This window comes from Streptomyces sp. NPDC007875 (assembly GCF_042868035.1).
GTDB classification, from domain to species: domain Bacteria; phylum Actinomycetota; class Actinomycetes; order Streptomycetales; family Streptomycetaceae; genus Streptomyces; species Streptomyces antimycoticus.
Window position 1 is genome coordinate 61,715 of the sequence record NZ_JBIADZ010000023.1, and the last position, 15,976, is coordinate 77,690.

Consider the following 15,976-nt stretch of genomic DNA (forward strand, 5'->3'; position numbering starts at 1 on the left):
TGCCGTGGACTCCCCAATTGGGGAGTCCACGGCACAGGCACGGATTGTCGCCGGGTGAGGTATGCCAGGATGCCGTGAGCCGGTCCTGATATGGGCGCGGCCGGGTAAGCGAGGAGGTCCTTTTCCGGTGCTCAATGATCCGGTGGAGCCGATCGAGCCGCCAGTAGACAGCATCATGATCGGGACGGGCAAGGGCGGCGTCGGCAAGAGCACGATCGCCGCGCACCTGGCCGGGCACAGTGCGGCTGAGGGGCTGCGGACGCTGCTGGTGTGTGTGACCAGTCAAGACGACGACGATCTCGGCATTAAACGATTTAATCGCGGCATTCAACCCGACGGGCCGTCAGTTCTGGACGGCCAAGGTATCTACCGGGCGATCTCGGAACGCACGGCACTGAAGCCGATCCGTGAAGTGCGGCCCAACCTTGACGTGGTCCCCGGTGGCGAGGCGGTCGGTGAGCTGGTCCAGCTCCTGATGCACCGCATGATGACCGATGGGGTCGGGGTGGCGCTCTCCCTGGCCCGATCGCTCGCGCCGATCGCCCCCTGGTACGACCGGATCGTCTTCGACAGCGCTCCGGAGAACGACTCATTGGAGCAGCTTGCGGCTAGTGCTGCCCGGCGCCTGGTGGTGCCGACCCGCTCAGATGACTCTTCCATAAGCGGTATGAAGCGCATCGCCAGGAACTTCCAGGCGGTGCGTCGGCAGATCAACCCGTCCCTGCGTGTGGCAGGAGCGTTCCTCTACGCGTCGAACCCGACGGCAACGTCGATGCACTCCGAGGTCAAGGACGACATCCGCGAGGTGCTGGGGACGTCGACGCCGATCTTGTCGAAGGTGGTCGGCTATCGCGAGAAGCCAGCACGCAATGCCCGCAAGAAGGGCCTGCTGTTCTCCGAGTACGCCGAAATGCTGCCCACCAGCGCCCGAAGCTACGACGTCGCTGCCGGCCGGGCCAAGGTCGCCGACGTAGTGCCGGATGCCATCGTCGGCCTCGCAGACGACATGCGTGAATTGAACAACGAAATACTGCTGTACTGCGGGAGGGCCAACTGATGGGTGACCTGTTCGACGCTGACGACGCCGCGGGTACGGCGCACCTCGGCACCGGTCTGATGGGCGGCGGCCTCCCCGCCGTCCATCAGCAGGCGGCGGTCGTCATCAAGGCGCCGGTCGGCACCACGCTGGACTCCATCCCCAACCCCCAGCCCCCTGCCGGGGATGGCGACCTGACACAGGAAGAAGAAGCCACATTCGAGGCGTGCAAGGCCGGAATGGACAACCTCCATAACGCCTTCTGGGTTGCTGGCAAAGCGCTCGAGACCATGAAGGCCGGCGAACTTCACCGCAAGTCCGGCATTCCGAACTTCGCGGATTTCGTCTGGGCCACCTGGGAGGTTTCGGAGTCCCAGGCCCAGCGCCTGATGGGCGAGTGGCGCATGGGCGAGGCTCTGGCCGCACTGGGATGGCGCCCTCGGGAGTCGCAGGTGCGCGAATTGGTCGACGTCGCCAAACAGTCCGGTCCGAAGGCTGCAGTGTCGGTCTATGACGTCGTTGCGCGCACCGGTCAGCGCGTCACCGCTCGGGCCTTGAAGGAGGTGGTGAAACGCCTCCCTCCGATACCCCGTGACGCCTCTGCTGGAGATGTCAGCCAGATCGTCAGGTCGGTCATCCAGGGGGAGCGCTCTGCCGGTGAAACAGGTGGAAGCGAGAACTCCCCAATTGGGGAGTCCGTCGCGGAGAACGGCCACAGCGGCACAGGGACAGCCGAGTCCGAGGACATCCGGCGACTCAGGAAGGCGCTTGCCCAGCTCCAAGAAGCAGCGAAGAGCATCAACCGGCCGACCGTGCAGCGCGCTCTGAGCTCGCATCCAGAGGCAGCCGAGCAGCTGCTGGGCGAGATCGACCAGGCTCTCGACAAAGTGAAGCGCGCCGTACGCCGACCGTCGCCCGAGTGACACCGCGTGTGGGGCCTGGGTGAGTCGCGGGCTCCACAGGAACCGGAGCGAAGGACCTCACCTCACCGCTCACCGGGAGCTCCCGGTGAGCGGTCCGCCAACTGGATTCTGTCACTCCAGGGCGGGGTGCGACTGCCATCTGGGTTCAGCCCGTACGGCCATCGACCTGCAATATCTGGCTTTGCGAGACGGGCGAGGGGCTCGTCCTGTGCGAGTATCCCGGGAAGCAGGAGGGCGAACTCAATGTCACCAGAATCGGCGATTTGGCGGTAAAGTTCTTCAGCCTCGCTGGGGTCGCCTCTCTCCTCTGCCATCTGCGCCAGCCGGGCCAGGGCGGCGGGGCTACCGAGGTCAGCGGCCTGGCGGTAGAGGGCTGCAGCGCCGTCGTGGTCGCCACCGTGCTCCCGAATTCGAGCCAGGGTGTGGTGGACTCCGATGTCGTCGGCCTCGGCGGCCTGGCGTGCTACTTCTTCGGCGCCATCGCGGTCTCCGGCTTCCTCTTTCATCCGTACGAGGTGATACAGGGCGTCGCTGTACTCGTCATTGGCGGCCTGGCGGTAGAAGACCTCCGCTGCGTCTAGGTCGCCGGCCTCCCGCCGCTGCTGAGCCAGGAAACACAGGGCGCCGCTGTTTCCTGCGTTGGCGGCCTGGCGGTAGAGGGCTGCAGCGCCGTCATGATCACCAGTCATCCGTCGTACATAGGCAAGGCGGACCAGGAAGCTGCTCCCGATCTCATTGGCGGCTTGTTGGGTCAGCGCTTCAGCACCGTCACGGTCTCCGGCTTCCTCCCGCATCTGGATCAAGTCTCGCAGGGCGTCGTTGTTCCCGGCGTCTGCGGCCAAGCGGTAGAGGGCCTCGGCGCTGTCGAAGTCTCCGGCGTTGTGCTGCCGCATCCAGGCCAGAAGCCGCAGTTGATGGGCTTGGCCAGCAGCGATGGCTTGCTGGGCGAAGGCGTCGGCACCACTCCGATCTCCTGCCACGTCGCGCAGTTCGGCCAGATCGCAGAGAACACGGTCATGGCCAGCGTCGGCGGCTTGGCGGAGCAGCGCTTCCGCTCCCTCGAAGTCTCCGGCAGCCATGCGCAGGTCGGACAGGCATAAAAGGCCAGTGAGTTTGTCGGAGGCGGCGGCTTGTTGAGTCAGCGCTTCAGCGCCGTCACGGTCTCCGGCCTTCTCCCGCATCTTGATCAAGTCTCGCAGGGCGTCGGAGTTCCCGCCCTCGGCAGCCCGCCGGAGCAGAACCTCGCAATCTTCGCGCTCCCCGGCTTCATCGCACTTTCGTGCCAGAACATACAGGGCGTCGGCGCTGCCGGCGTCGGCCGCGCGGCCGCGTAGATGAAAGGCCCACTGCAGGCGGTATCGGTGAAAGGCGGCCCGGGCGAGCCGGTTCAGATCCTCAGGATGGGTGAGATGGGCGTGGGCGGCGTGCCAGAAGGAGGCCGACGGGCACATTGAACGGCGAGCGACGCGGCCGTGCTGCTCAAGGTAGTCGGCCAGCCGGAACAGCGGTCCTGCTGGTGTGGCGCTGGCCGCGACCGGCGTAGGAGCGCTGGGAGGTCTGCGCTCAGGGCGAGGGGCTGCTCGGCGCAGGGGAGCCTGTTTGCCGTGAACGGGACGTGCCAGATCGGCGAAGGCGGCCTCTGCCCAGTCTTCGCCGAGCTGGTCGAGGTCGTCATCGCTGAGATAGTCGATCGCCGCCTCTGTCAGAAATGTCTGTGGGAGGTGGAGGCCGACGCCCAGGCGGCGCGCGTCCATGGCGGCTTCCAGCAATGCCCTGGCGGGCGGTGTGGCGTGCTGGTAGCGACGCAACAGTTCCGGCGCGCCGGCTAGATCCTGGGTCACTCGTCCGTCAGAGCCTTGGCGGCCCATGACATCGGCGAGCAGGCAATCACCGTCCTCGGCGAGGGCAGCCGCCTCTTTCAACGCCTTGGTGTCGAATCTTTCCGGGACGGTGAGGGTGCGTCCAGCAAGCAGTTCCCGAACCCGGCTGTGTCGGTCCCAGGAGCCCGGAGTGGACAGTTCGGTGTACTCCTCGACGTACTCCGGCCACAGTGTTCCCAGCACCAGGACTGGTCCGCGGAGGGGGTCGGTGATCAGGCCGTGTACGGCGGCCGCGATCTGCGCGCCGAGCCGGGCGTCGCCGAGGTAGTGCTGGGCTTCGTTCAGCCACACCACAGTGAGCGGCTGAACGCGCACCAACTCGTTGAGCGCCGCCTCGGCACGGGTGGGGTCGTAGGGGTGCCACAACGTCCAGCCTTGATCGGCGAGCGGCTGAACAGCCTCCCAACAGGCCCTCGTCTTCCCCGTCGACGAGCTGCCCACGAGGACCACCATCCGGCTGCGACCCTCCATGACGTCGCACACTGCCTCGGCGAGCGCCTGGTCGTGATCGCGCCTGACGTAGCCGGGCAATACCCCCTGGCCGGTGAAGGAAGATCCGGCGGGATGGACCTCCAAGTCGTGAGCATGCCACTGACTGATCGGCTTACCCGGGCCTGACTTTCGCACGGCTGGCACTCCAGCCTCCCCAGCGGCCATCCGGCGTAGATCTAGCAGCTCCCTCCTATCTGCATCCGGTAAACGCAGCGCACGGGCAAGAGCGACAATCGTCTTTGCCGACGGCACCGGCCCGCCGTCTTGGAAGGCTTCCTGGACCGTCGTACGGCCCAGGGACGCGCGGACGGCAAGCTCCGTCTTCCCCAGGCGGCTATGAGCCAGTGCATCGTCCAGCTTGCTCCGCAGCTCGGACAGTGCCGCCTTACGTTCGTCCTGTCCGCCGTTCACGCTTTCCGACCCCCTCGGGTGTGTTCGCCGACGCTCATCTTTGTACGCCGAACCCCGGCGAACACCGATTCCTGGACTGTCATACGCGTCAACACCCAACTACCCATACGGAGTCGTCGTGTACGGTCTCGTCCTTCTCCTGATTGTTGCCGCCTTGGTGGTCGTAGTGGCGCTGCTGGCCGCTGCCGTCGCGGGCAAGCTTGCTCGCTTGGACGGCGCCAGCTACCCAGCCGCCCTTACACGGGCTGGCGCGGCCTTCGCCGCGGTCCTCTCGCTCGCTGCTACCGTGACCGCAGCTTTCGCCCAGGTCCTATCGTGACCCCTCGCTGGCATCGAGGAATGCAGCGGCGGCGATCGCCGCGACGTCGGCAACTGCGCCGTACCGCCCGCTGGGACCCTCCCTCGCGGCCCAGCGGTGCCGGGCCTGATCCCGAGGCGGGTTCAGAAGCAGCTATCGGTCTCGTCGAACCGCGCGTTCCCCCGGCCCGCCGTCGTCCTGGCGGGCCTCTCTCGCGGCGCGCACCGACTCCTCCAGTACTGCCAGCAGATCCACGGCCGGCGCCGGCTCGGGAAGTTCCCGCGGTTGGCCCCCTGCGGCCTTGACGTCAATCAGCTGCTCCAACGCGGCCGCGTACTCGTCATGGAGCTCGCTGAGGTCCACGCCGGTCATCTCGCTCATCAGCACTTCAGCCAGCTGCAGCTCGCGGTCCGTCAACGGTGCCGGGCTGGACAGGTCCCCCGGATCGCGCAGTTCCTCAGGCCACAGGAGCGTCTGGAGCACCAGCGAGCAACGCCTTGGCCGTAAGACGGCCAGCCGCTCCCTGGTGCGCAGGGCCACTTTGCATACCGCCAGCCGGCCGGAGCGGGCGAGCGCCTCGGTCAGCAGTGCGTAGGGCCGCTGGGCTGCCCGGCCGTGAAAGCCGACCCAGTACGGACGGGAGTACAAGACCGGGTCGACGTCCTCGATAGGGACGAAGCCCAGAACTTCCACGGTGCGCCGGGTCGGGAGAGGCAGGGCCTCCATGTCGGCGTCGTGGAGGATCACCATGCGCCCGTCGGGAGCTTCCCAGCCACGAGCCAGCTCGGACTGTGGGATCTCGCGCTCCTCGGCTTCACACACCCTTCGGAGCCGGATTCTGGCTCCGTCGGCGGCATGCACCAGATGCAGACCGTGGCCGTGCTCGTCCACCGCGTTGAACAGCTGCACGGGAACGGATACCAGGCCAAACGCGATCCAGCCCGACCACACAGCCCTCATGCCGCCAGTCTGATGGACGATGGCCGATCGGCCGCCGGTCAGTTCGCTCACGCTCTGAACAGCGAAACGAGCACGTAAGGCATCACACGACGATGATGCCGACCACACCGCCCGCAATGGCTGCGCCCAGAAGGACGTAGCTGACTACCTTCACGGCACCGGCGTGCTTCAGCTTCTGCTTTGCATCGTAGGCATCGGCTAGCGAAGCGATGTAGATCTGCCCCATCACGACCAGCAAGATCCCCACTACCACCGCCCCCGGAAGGCCAGCGAACCACCTGATCCAGGCTGGTGCTCCATGCCCCCTCGCAGTGATCAACGCGGCCACTTCGAGGAAAGTCAAGATGACCAGGTTGAGCGTCTGGAAGTAGAGATCAACGTCGTTCCAGATGGTCCCTGACCCGGATCCGTTGATGCGCACCTGATGCTGGTGACGGGCCTCCACGACGATCGCCAGAATCACAACGGGGATCACCTGGGCCAGCACCGCAGCGAAATTTTCCTCGCTCATGCGGCGATATTGGCAGGTCAGTGAGGAACCGAGGCGGAGGTTGATCGGTGAGCTTCAGGCAGCCCGGCATGGTCACGCGAATGGTTGAGCCAGCTGAGTTCACCTGCCCAGCCGCCGAGCTGCCGCCATGGGCGTAACCGGCCGGCTCCATAGCGACCAGGCACGCCACAACAGTGATGACGGTCATGAGCGTCGTCATCGGTTTTCCGCCTGTCAGCCATCGTCGTTCCCGGTGCCGGACGACAGGCAGTGCAGCTGTCGCCCGGCACGGCCGAGGTCTTCTCGGTCGGTTACGACCAGCGCATGCCGAGTGCGGTGAGCGCTTCCACCCGCTCGGGCGGCAGTTTCGCGGCCTTCGCGCGCTGCTGGCTGACCCAGGCGCCGAGCCGCACGGTCTCGCCGTCCACGTGCTCGGTGTGGCTGCGTGGTACTTCCAGGTGTCCTTCACGCTCGTGGTACTGCGTGGCTGCTGCCAGGTTCTGGGCCCACATCTGCGCCCGGGTGCGCTTGACGGGCGCGGGCGTGATGCCGAGCACGCTGGTGAGCATCCACTGCTGGGTTGTGGCCAGCGTGGTGAAGCCAGCGCGCTGGGAGGCCACCCACTTGCCCAGGTCTTCGCCGTCCACGGTGGCGGTCCCGGCCTTGTCCGACAGGGTGTGCCCGGCCTTGACGTGGTTCCAGGCGAGCCGGAAGGAGCGCTGCCAGTCGATGCTCCAGGCCGGGCACCAGCCCGGATCGATCTCCTCCAGGGCCTGTCGGCGCTCTTCCGACAGCGGGGCGGCGCCGTCCGGTTCGGGCAGCCCTGCCGCACTGCGGCGCTCGAGATCCGCGGCGCGGCGGGCAGCCGCCCGCTGGTTCTTCAGCCACCGCCCCACCGGGTACCGGCTGTCGCCGTGGACCGTGTCGACCGGGGCGGCGAGGCCGACTTCGTGCTCGGCGGCCCAGGCGGCGGCCGCGGCCAGGCCCTCCTCGAAGCCGGCGTCGAATGGGGACCAGACCATGCCCAGGGCGTCGAGCTGGGCGGCGCGCTCGGCGTCGAGTCGTCCCGCGTTGTAGTACCGGCGGCAGTCGGTGATCCACGCGCCGAGGGGGTAGTCGGCCGGGGACCAGGTGGCCGGTGTGCGGTAGCCGTACGGCACGCGCAGGTCCTGGTGCTCCTTGGCGTATTGCTGGGCGGCTTGGATGCCGCGCCGCCAGTGCACCCGCTCGGGGTTGATGACCCGCGTCTCGATGAACGCGGCCAGCTGGCGCGCGTCGCGCGGGGAGGAGAACCGCAGCAGCTCCTTCGCAGGGCGGCTGGCCCGGGCGGCCTGGCCGCCGTCGTCCAGGTCCTCGTCCTCGTCGTGGGCTTCCTCTCGCGGCTCGGGGGCGCGCTTGCGCGAGTTGCTGCCGGGCGAGGTGAGCTTCTCGATGCGGGCGTCGTGGGCGCGCAGCGCGGTCAGCAGCTTGGCCAGGCCGTTGTACGCGGGGGAGGTGAGCATGGCGTCCGGCGTCTCGCCGGGGGCGAGGAAGACCGGCACGATCAGGGTGGCGAGCTTCCCTTCGCCGGGCTGCATGCGCAGCGCGCGGCCGACGGCCTGGACGAGGTCGGGCATCGAGCCGCGGACGTCCGCGAAGAGCACAGCGTCGCATTCGCGGGTGTCGACTCCTTCGCCGAGGACTTTGACGCTGCCGAGCACGGACAGGGCCGCCTCGGTGCCCGCGTCGGTGACTCCGGCGGCGAACTGGGTCAGCGCGCTGCGCCGGTGGGCGGGCTTGTGCTCGCCGTGCAGCCACTCGGCCCACACCTCGTGTTCGGCGGGATACAGGTCGGCGTCCTGGGCGTGGAGTTCGGCCGCCTTGCCGGGCAGGCCACGGACGAAAGCTTCGGCTTCGGTGACCCGCTGGTGGAAGGACAGCACCTTCTTGAGGTCCTCGCGACCGGCGACCTTCAGCAGGGCGGCCTGGAGCGCACCCAGCCGCTTGCCGCGGGCCTCTTCGCTGCCGTCGCCCGCGGTGCGCAGCGCGGTGTTGAGGGCCGGGTCCTGTACTTCGACCACCAGCACCTGGTACGGGGCGACGATTCCCTTATCGATCGCTGTCTCGAGCGGTAGGTGATAGGCCACGCGGCCGAAGAGGCCGTCCGGGTCGTCGGTCATGGAGGCGACCAGCTCGCCCGGGCTACGGCGGCCGGGCTCGTCGTCGTCGGTCTCACCGGCCTGCCACATGCGCGGCGTTGCGGTCATGTACAGGCGCCGCAGTGCGGGGATGCGGGTGTTGTCGTGGACGACGGCCCACGGTTTACCGGCCCGGCCGCCGGTCCGGTGGGCTTCGTCGATGATGATCAGGTCCCAGCTCGGCAGGCCCGTGGCGTGGGCGGCTTCCAGGAAGCCGAGGCCGAGTGAGGCGTAGGTGGCGAGGACGGTGATGCGGCCGGTGCCGCTGGTGAGGCGTACGAGCTCGGCGGGGTCGGTGGTGCTGGGGAATCCGATCTCGTCGGATTTGAGAGAGGAGACGGCGAAGAAGGCGCCGCTGCGGCCGCCCTCGCGCCAGGCGCGGGCGGTCTGGTCCAGCAGGGCCAGGGAGGGGACCAGGACCAGGACGCGGTCGGCGGTCAGCTCTTCGGAGGTGTGCACGGCCACCAGGGTCTTGCCGCTGCCCGTGGCCATGATGTCCTGGGTTCGCAGGCCCGTCGGAGGCATCGGCGTGCCAACGGGCAGCTGGAGCTCGCGGACCGTGGCCACCACGGCGTCGTTCTGATGCTCCCGCAAGGGCTTCAGCATCGTGTCTCTCTTTCTGGGCTTCCGGGTTGAGGTTTCCAGGTGGGGCGGCCGCCGTCTAGCTCACCCCTGGGCTTCACGCACAGCGTTGGCCCGGGCGCCGATCCGGCGCCCGGGCCAGCGGAGGTCATGCCTGCGGTACGGAGGATGCGCTGGTCTTCCTCTGCTCGGCGTCCCGGGCTTCCTGCTCCGTCGCCAGGTACTCGGCCACGGCCTCCGCTGAGTCCTCGTCGCTCTCGCCCGTCAGATCACCGTGCAGCTCGTCCGCCGCATCGACGATCCAGCGGGACACGTCAGCGATCTGGACGTACTGCACGAGGCGGGCTTCGGGGCTGGTGAGCGGCGCGTTCACTTCGCGGCCGAGGCTGGTCAGCAGGTTGATGGCGTAGCCGACATCGGCAGTCGTGGCGTCGCCCGCGAACGGCAAGTCCTCGCTCCGGGCGATCTTGTGACGCTCGTAGTTCAGTCCACTCATGGTTCTCCCTTGTTTTCGTCGTGGCATCCGTCGGGTGGGTGCCCGCCGCGCCGGTGGCGGACGGCGGCGGTGCCACCGTCACCATCTTGCATACTCTAACTATGCATACACATAGAATGCATTACAAGGGGTTGAGGGACTGGTTCTGGCCAGGAGCAGACATGCCGGATGCCGAGGGTCGAGGCTGCCGGGGATGGGCAGTGTTCCGGCGACGTGCCACCACACCGCGGAGGGGAGCAAGTGGCTGACACCCAGCAGCAGATAGCCGGCGATGTCGCAGGCCGGCAGAGCGATATCAGGGCCAAGCTCGATGAGCTCGAGGCCATGCCCGATGACGATCCGCGCTACGCGACGGTCTTCAACCACCTGCTCGAGGCGGCCGATGGCCTGCTCACCTTCGAGGCGCAGATACCGGCGAAACTGCAAGAACCGCACCGCCAGGCCAGCAAGCGGACTATCCGGTGGGCCTCGCTACTGCACCTGGCGGGCGCCGCCGTACTGGCCCTGGCCCCGTTCACTGGGCAGATCAGCTGGTGGTGGCTGATCGTGGCCGCCATTCAGGCGTTCTTCGGCGCCATCGCAGCGAGCACCGACCCCACACCCCAGACCCACCGCCGCAGTCGATACGCGGCCGGCATCCTGACCGTGGTCACGGCCTTGGTCCCGCTGCTGGTCTTCGACGTGCTCACGGGCTGGTTCTGGCTCGCTGCCGCCGCCGGATGGATCATCAGCTTCGCCCTCACCGTCCCGGACGCCCCCACAGACACGAGCCGGGAGAAGCGGCCATGAGCATGGACACTTCCTACGGCGACGTCAACCGCCGCCTCAGCAACCTGAAGCGGGACCTTGAATTCGACCTCTCCGCCGTGCAGTCCAAGCTTGAGGAGGTGGAGGAAACCGTCGAGCGGCTCCCTGGCCGCGTCGACACCCTCGAGGCCGAGCTGGACGAGACCAAAGAACAGATCGGCCGGACGACCGAAGACCTCGAGAGCAACATCTCCGCCGTCGAAGGCTCTGTCGAGCGGGTATCCCGCAGAGTGGCCGCGCTCGAGCGCCGGGCCCGCCAGGCGGCCAGTGCCGTCGTCGTCGACCTGGACGCAGACCACGGCGCGGAGTTACACCACCTCGCCGTGGCGGTCGAAGAGGGAGCCGCGGCACAGGCACAGATCCTGCCGGACTGGCAGCGCGCTGCCCTGGAGGCCCCCATCGGGCAGCTCTCCCGGGCTCTGGAAGAACGCGGTCAACACCGTCGCACCGTGCTGCGGGCCGCAGCGATCCTCGCCACAACCGCCGCAGACCACCCCGACCGGAAGACGGCCGAGCGCGACTTCAAGACGGCCGCCCCCAAAGCGCAGCAGGCCCACGACCGCATCGAACCGCTCAGGCGGAAGGTCGAGGAAAGCCGCCGGAAGCTCGAGGCGGACGACAACGCGCGCACGCGTTACGGCAAGACCATCAGTGCCGGCGAGCGGGCCGACACCAAGCTCCGGACACGGCTGCGCAGCCGACTGGCCGGCGCCATCAGCGGCAAGGATCTGCTGCCCGTGTGGTTCGAGACGGCACTGGGCCCGCTTCCACCGCACCGTAACCCGCAGGCGTGGATGGAAGCCGCGACGGACCTGCTGGCGTACCGCATCACTTACGGGATCACCGATCCCGTGGTCCCGCTCGGGCAGCCGCCCACGAACGCGGTGCCGCGGCGCCGCTCCTGGCACGAGGAGCTCACCCGGGAACTCAAGCGCCGGGCCTAGGTGTGGTGGTGGATGAGGCCGTGGCCTGATCCTTCGATGAGGTCAGAAGCTCCAGCCGATGAGGGTGAATTCGTAGCCGAGTTCTTCCAACTCGCTTCGGGGCTCGGCTTCTTCGCGGCCCCAGACCAGCGGCAGAACCCGGCCCTCTTCGGAGTCGGTCGGGTAGTCGGCCCACACAGTGCCCGCGTCATCAAGCCACACGGCTGCGTACTCCGCCGCCCCGTCCGCCGACGGCGCCCCGTAGGGGGAGAGCAATTCGGTGCGGCAGTGGGCGATGCGGGTCAGGGTGTAGCCGCGCTCTTCCAGCTCGCCGCGCGCGGTGGGACTTTCGTCGTGCCACACCATCGGCAGCACGTCATCGGCTGACGGCACGGTGGGGTAGTCGGCCCACACGCCGCCCTCGTCATCCAGCCACACGGCGGCATGATCGTTCGTAGGGGCGGTAGCCGGCGGGGTGGCGAGGGCGCACACGCGATCGGCGGTGCTGGGTGTGAGAGTGAGTCGCCCCTGCTCGGTCGACATGTATCTCTCCTCTGGTGGTGTCGTGACCTTTGACCAGCCGCCGGCGGCGTGATCAGTCCTCGCGCGCCGTCCACGCGCGGATTTCGAGTCCGACGATCACCGTGCCGGGCTCGATGCGGTTGTTGTCGACCAGCCACGTCTGCACCGCAGCGGCGACATCCCCGCCGGCGGCGTCGACCATGGCCTTGAACTCGACGGCGTCGAAGCCCTCCATACCGGAGCCGGGACCGCCGACGTTGTTGGCGTAGGCGCGTTCCTCGGTTCCGTCGCGGCGCTGGACGACGTTGCGCCGCACACCGGGGGAGTCAGCCAGACGGCCGGAGTCGTGCTTGAACGACCCCTTACGGGCCCGGACGGTGAACGCGATCTTCCCGCCGTTCGCGGCGGCCTCCTCCACCACCGGACGCAACCGGGACGCCCCTGAGGCGATGTGTTGCCGACCGGCCCGGGCCATCGAGGAGGTCCATCTCTTCACCCGCCGGCCGTCCTCGGTCACCGTCTTCTCCGCGCGGATCCCGCCCCTGCCGCGCACCCGCGCCATGGCGCCGGACTTCGCCAGTCGCGGCTGAATGTGGCCGGCGGCGATGGCCTGGAGGCTCTCGGCGTCCCGCACCCCGGCCTGCACGGCCTGGACAGCGGCCCGGAGCGCTGGCACGAGAGAGGCCCCCTTGTTCTTGGTGAAGAACTGGCTCACCAGGGACGGGTTGCGGCCGAGGATCTCGCCGACCTGCTTCTTGTTGAATCCGGCGTCCAGCAGCTGGTCGGTGAGCCGTGCGGCTTCATTGCGCTGGGCGCGGCGGCCGCCGCCGGCGCGCCTCCTGCGTGGCGTCATGCGGCCGCCTCCTCATCGTCGTTGCACTCGTGATCGGCATAGGTGCTGGTGTCGTCCTCGAGCTGGGCGTCGCCGCTGGCGCCGCAGCTGTGGCAGCGCCACTCGGCGCTCCATGTCACCTCGCCCTCACGGCCGCAGTCGTGCCCGGAAGACGCGGTGTCCTCGTCCTCCCACACGGCTTCGCCGGACGCACCGCACACCGGGTGCTCCCACGCTCCGCCCCAGGCAACGTCCGCACTCACTGGTCGCCCACCTCCAGCGCCTGCCGGCCGAGCCGCTGCAGGTCGTAGAAGTCCTCCTCGGTGGTGGGGGTGCCCAGCTCCCAGTCCATCGCCCCCTTGAGGAGGTAGTCGCCGGGCTCTCCCTGGTACGGCCAGTCGGGGCGGACCGAGCTGTAGATGGCGTCCGTGCGGAAGGCGAGGATCGAACCGGGCGGCAGGTGCAGCGCACCGGCCTTCACCGGCTTGCCCGTCGCGTCCTTGGTGCCGGTGCTCGCCGACAGCAGCGCGGCCCGGGCCGCCGACCACACACCGGCCGCCCACTCCGGATGCGCGTACGGGTCCCGTGCGAAGCCGCCATCGCGCTCCCAGGTGGCGTGCGTGTCCGTCAGACCGGTCAGCCGCGCCCCGTCCGGGATCTCCGGGACCTCGCCACCGGCGCCGAGCTCGACCGAGCCGGTGGTGATCCGCGGCCGCTGCGCGAACGTGCCGATGCCGTACAGCAGGATCGACCGCACCGCGCGGGAGGCCAGACGCGCGGCCTGGCGCTGCTGCTCCTCCCCATGGACCTCGGACATCGCGCGCAGCGACTGCCAGGCGTCCTTCAGCTTGTTCGCCCAGCCCTTGAGCGGCTCGCCCTTCTCCCAGACCAGGCCGTCCAGGATCTCAATCCCCCAGGGCTGGACCGGGTTGCGCAGCGCGAGATTGACCTCGGCGCCGCCCGCCCAGGTGACGAAGGTGCGGCCGCCCTCGTACGGGTAGTGCCACGACCGCTCGCCCGGCGCGGGCGCCGGCAGCAGCCCCACGTGATTCCAGTCCCGGGGGATCGTGACCCGCACCTGCCAGTGCGAGGGGGAGAACAGCAGATTGGCCTGCTCCTTCTCGCTCAGCGCGGCGAACGCGGCCGCCGTCACCCGCCGCGGCACCCCCACGCCGGAGGACCAGGTGTGTTTGGCGTAGGCGAAGGTGCGGTCGGCCTCGTACCAGCCGGGGATCGTCTCCGGCACGCGCGGCGGGGTGATCAGCTCGGTGCGCCCCTGCCCGGCGGTCGCGTGGAGCAGGCCGCGGATCTCCTGGCTCATCACCGGGAACCCCTCGGCCCACTTCGCGCCGGCCTTGGCGGGGATGGTCCGCGACCACAGATCCCGCCCGGTCTGCGAGGGCGAGCCCATGAGCACCACGTCGTCCCAGTGCCGCCGCAGCGCCTTCCACAGCAGCACGAACGCCTCGCGGACGGTGGCCGGGTCGGCGCCGGCCGGGTCGAACCACTCGCCGATGGAGCGGATCTCGGTGTGCTGGTCGCCGCGCTGCCAGCGGCCCACCGGGTTACGGGGGTGGACCAGGTGCCCGGCCTGCCGGTCCTTGCCCCGCGAGGACTCGACCCGCCAGCCCTCCGGCAGCGGGCCGTTGAGCCACTCGGCGACGGCGTCCTTGAGCCACTGGTGACCGGCGGCGTTCTGGTGCCAGGGGTCACCGGCGGTGATGTAGATGCGCTCCACATCCGCCGGGACCGTGGCGTAGACCGCGGTGAGGATGTCCGCCACATTCGCATGCCCCAGGTCCAGGGTGACCTGACCGCCCTGCCACACCAGCACACCGGTCGCGGTGTCCAGGAAGGCCATCTGCCGCGCGGCCTGCCTGAAGTTGGGCCGTTGGGACGCCAGGTTCGGCTCGGCCCGGAACCAGCGGTCACCCGTCTCGCCCGCGGGGATCGACGGCAGCACCCGCTCCTGCGGGGGCGCCGTGCCGGGCTCCGGGGGAGCGGGCGATGAGGGGGAGACGGGTACCGGTTCGGCCGCTCGGTCTTCGGCGGGCAGCTGCTGCTCCTGGTCGCCGTCGTCGCTGCCGGCCTGCGGGTGGGCAACCGTCTCGGGCTGTCCGGGTGTCCCGAGAGCGGGCGCCGGAGCACCGGGCGGCTCCTTGATCGGCTGTGCGGCCGTCTGCGGCTCTGTGTGATCTCCGCTGGGCTGATCTGGCGCGGCTTCCACGGGAGCGCTGGCGGGCGCCTGAGGGCCCAGAGAGGGCGCCAGGGCGACGACGTCGATCACAGAAACGCCGGCTGACGTCGCGAGCCGGTCCGGCTTCGCCTTCTCGAACCCGCCCAGCTCGGCGATCTGCTGGTCGCGTCGTGCGTGCAGCTTGCCGAGCTCGGCCCGGAGCTTTGCGATCTGCCGCTCAAGCGGCTTGATCTTGTCTCGCACTTCGCGGAGCTCGGCGAGACCGGCGGTGTAGGTCTTGTTGTCCATCAGGAGCTTTCCTCCGGGGCCGCAGGTACGGATGCCTCTTCTCGCAGTTCCTGCAGGCGTTTTCCGCTGGGGACGTGCGTGTATTGGCCCCAGCCGTTGATCTCGGAGCCGGCCTGTGCCTTGAGCGCAGGGGAGGGCTGGGCGAAGACCCGGCCGTCCGGGAGTTCCACCCAACCATCCGCGGTGACCGTGGCCTTGTGTGTCCGCCGGAGCCGTGGCTGATGGTGCTCCAGCTCGTCTCCGGGCTGGAGCAGACCGGCTTCGAGGATGAACATCAGGGCGCCGGGGCGCCGGGCCCCGGCTGGATCGGCCGGGAGAGTCCCCCCGTTGAGGAGCAGACGGCGCAGGACGTCGTTGGGGGAGTCGACCAAAGGCTCCCCGTGGCGCTGCAGATAGGCGAACACCTCTTCGTCGATCTCGATCGTCCGCATGGACTTGGACACCAACACCTCCACTGAAAACTTTGAGACTTGAAGACTGCCAGATTCAAAGTGTGGAGGGCAAGGGGAACAGCCGTCCGGCACGGAGGCGGAGAAACCGGACGTCGCCGCAGCGCGCAGATCCTGCAGGGTCTCGCTGCCCGCGGCACGGACGGCGCTCGTTGACCAGCGGTTGCCCCGCTGTCACACGTCGATGGCACAGCGGCTCAGTCTCACGAACGT

The 15,976-nt window shown here is 68.7% G+C and carries 14 protein-coding genes; 4 read left to right on the plus strand and 10 right to left on the minus strand.

The features are described from left to right. Positions 1-127 precede the first annotated feature (127 nt). Both ACFYOY_RS35735 and ACFYOY_RS35740 read left to right on the plus strand, forming a co-directional pair. Positions 128-1,057 carry a ParA family protein gene (locus ACFYOY_RS35735; protein ID WP_388591652.1) on the plus strand — a complete coding sequence of 310 codons (930 nt, stop codon included), beginning with the start codon at positions 128-130 and terminating at the stop codon, positions 1,055-1,057. Further along, a complete protein-coding gene (locus tag ACFYOY_RS35740) occupies positions 1,057-1,959 on the plus strand; it encodes a hypothetical protein (RefSeq protein WP_388591654.1) in 903 nt (300 codons plus the stop codon). Before ACFYOY_RS35735 ends, ACFYOY_RS35740 begins: the two co-directional genes overlap by 1 nt. Before the next feature lie 62 nt (positions 1,960-2,021). Here ACFYOY_RS35740 and ACFYOY_RS35745 read toward each other — a convergent pair whose 3' ends face one another. The 5 genes from ACFYOY_RS35745 to ACFYOY_RS35765 all read right to left on the minus strand — a co-directional run bounded on the left by ACFYOY_RS35745 (position 2,022) and on the right by ACFYOY_RS35765 (position 9,745). Next, a complete protein-coding gene (locus tag ACFYOY_RS35745; protein ID WP_388591656.1) occupies positions 2,022-4,415 on the minus strand; it encodes a hypothetical protein in 2,394 nt (797 codons plus the stop codon). Between the two features lie 778 nt (positions 4,416-5,193). After that, positions 5,194-6,051, minus strand: coding sequence for a Ku protein (locus tag ACFYOY_RS35750; protein ID WP_388591658.1), 858 nt, complete (start codon positions 6,049-6,051; stop codon positions 5,194-5,196). 31 nt (positions 6,052-6,082) lie between these two features. Further along, on the minus strand, positions 6,083-6,511 hold the full coding sequence (locus ACFYOY_RS35755; protein ID WP_388591660.1) for a hypothetical protein: 429 nt from the start codon (positions 6,509-6,511) through the stop codon (positions 6,083-6,085). Between the two features lie 290 nt (positions 6,512-6,801). Then, entirely contained in the window at positions 6,802-9,273 is a 2,472-nt protein-coding gene (locus tag ACFYOY_RS35760) for a Helicase associated domain protein (protein ID WP_388591662.1), read from the minus strand. A gap of 124 nt (positions 9,274-9,397) precedes the next feature. Then, complete coding sequence (locus ACFYOY_RS35765) at positions 9,398-9,745, minus strand: hypothetical protein (RefSeq protein WP_388591664.1); 348 nt, start codon at positions 9,743-9,745, stop codon at positions 9,398-9,400. A gap of 240 nt (positions 9,746-9,985) precedes the next feature. On the opposite strand from ACFYOY_RS35765, the gene ACFYOY_RS35770 reads away from it, so the two are divergent. Beyond that, on the plus strand, positions 9,986-10,534 hold the full coding sequence (locus ACFYOY_RS35770) for a hypothetical protein (RefSeq protein WP_388591666.1): 549 nt from the start codon (positions 9,986-9,988) through the stop codon (positions 10,532-10,534). After that, entirely contained in the window at positions 10,531-11,496 is a 966-nt protein-coding gene (locus ACFYOY_RS35775; protein ID WP_388591668.1) for a CopG family transcriptional regulator, read from the plus strand. The genes ACFYOY_RS35770 and ACFYOY_RS35775 overlap by 4 nt, the downstream gene beginning before the upstream one ends. A gap of 42 nt (positions 11,497-11,538) precedes the next feature. Here ACFYOY_RS35775 and ACFYOY_RS35780 read toward each other — a convergent pair whose 3' ends face one another. From ACFYOY_RS35780 to ACFYOY_RS35800, 5 genes are read right to left on the minus strand one after another with little or no spacing between them, the layout of a single operon-like run. After that, positions 11,539-12,018, minus strand: coding sequence for a hypothetical protein (locus tag ACFYOY_RS35780; RefSeq protein ID WP_388591670.1), 480 nt, complete (start codon positions 12,016-12,018; stop codon positions 11,539-11,541). 52 nt (positions 12,019-12,070) lie between these two features. Beyond that, complete coding sequence (locus tag ACFYOY_RS35785) at positions 12,071-12,850, minus strand: hypothetical protein (protein WP_388591672.1); 780 nt, start codon at positions 12,848-12,850, stop codon at positions 12,071-12,073. Continuing rightward, positions 12,847-13,092 carry a hypothetical protein gene (locus ACFYOY_RS35790; RefSeq protein WP_388591674.1) on the minus strand — a complete coding sequence of 82 codons (246 nt, stop codon included), beginning with the start codon at positions 13,090-13,092 and terminating at the stop codon, positions 12,847-12,849. Before ACFYOY_RS35790 ends, ACFYOY_RS35785 begins: the two co-directional genes overlap by 4 nt. Then, positions 13,089-15,314, minus strand: a complete 2,226-nt coding sequence (locus ACFYOY_RS35795; protein ID WP_388591676.1) for a Mucin-19 — start codon at positions 15,312-15,314, stop codon at positions 13,089-13,091. The genes ACFYOY_RS35790 and ACFYOY_RS35795 overlap by 4 nt, the downstream gene beginning before the upstream one ends. Next, the gene (locus ACFYOY_RS35800) at positions 15,314-15,757 is read right to left on the minus strand and encodes a hypothetical protein (RefSeq protein ID WP_388591678.1); all 444 of its coding nucleotides are present in this window, start codon (positions 15,755-15,757) and stop codon (positions 15,314-15,316) included. The genes ACFYOY_RS35795 and ACFYOY_RS35800 overlap by 1 nt, the downstream gene beginning before the upstream one ends. Between the last annotated feature and the right edge of the window lie 219 nt (positions 15,758-15,976).

Excerpts from the sequence above, each read along its gene's own strand:
- ACFYOY_RS35760 (WP_388591662.1), bottom strand. The coding sequence starts at position 9,273 with ATGCTGAAGCCCTTGCGGGAGCATCAGAACGACGCCGTGGTGGCCACG.
- ACFYOY_RS35795 (WP_388591676.1), bottom strand. The coding sequence starts at position 15,314 with ATGGACAACAAGACCTACACCGCCGGTCTCGCCGAGCTCCGCGAAGTG.
- ACFYOY_RS35755 (WP_388591660.1), bottom strand. The coding sequence starts at position 6,511 with ATGAGCGAGGAAAATTTCGCTGCGGTGCTGGCCCAGGTGATCCCCGTT.
- ACFYOY_RS35740 (WP_388591654.1), top strand. The coding sequence starts at position 1,057 with ATGGGTGACCTGTTCGACGCTGACGACGCCGCGGGTACGGCGCACCTC.
- ACFYOY_RS35775 (WP_388591668.1), top strand. The coding sequence starts at position 10,531 with ATGAGCATGGACACTTCCTACGGCGACGTCAACCGCCGCCTCAGCAAC.
- ACFYOY_RS35780 (WP_388591670.1), bottom strand. The coding sequence starts at position 12,018 with ATGTCGACCGAGCAGGGGCGACTCACTCTCACACCCAGCACCGCCGAT.
- ACFYOY_RS35765 (WP_388591664.1), bottom strand. The coding sequence starts at position 9,745 with ATGAGTGGACTGAACTACGAGCGTCACAAGATCGCCCGGAGCGAGGAC.
- ACFYOY_RS35785 (WP_388591672.1), bottom strand. The coding sequence starts at position 12,850 with ATGACGCCACGCAGGAGGCGCGCCGGCGGCGGCCGCCGCGCCCAGCGC.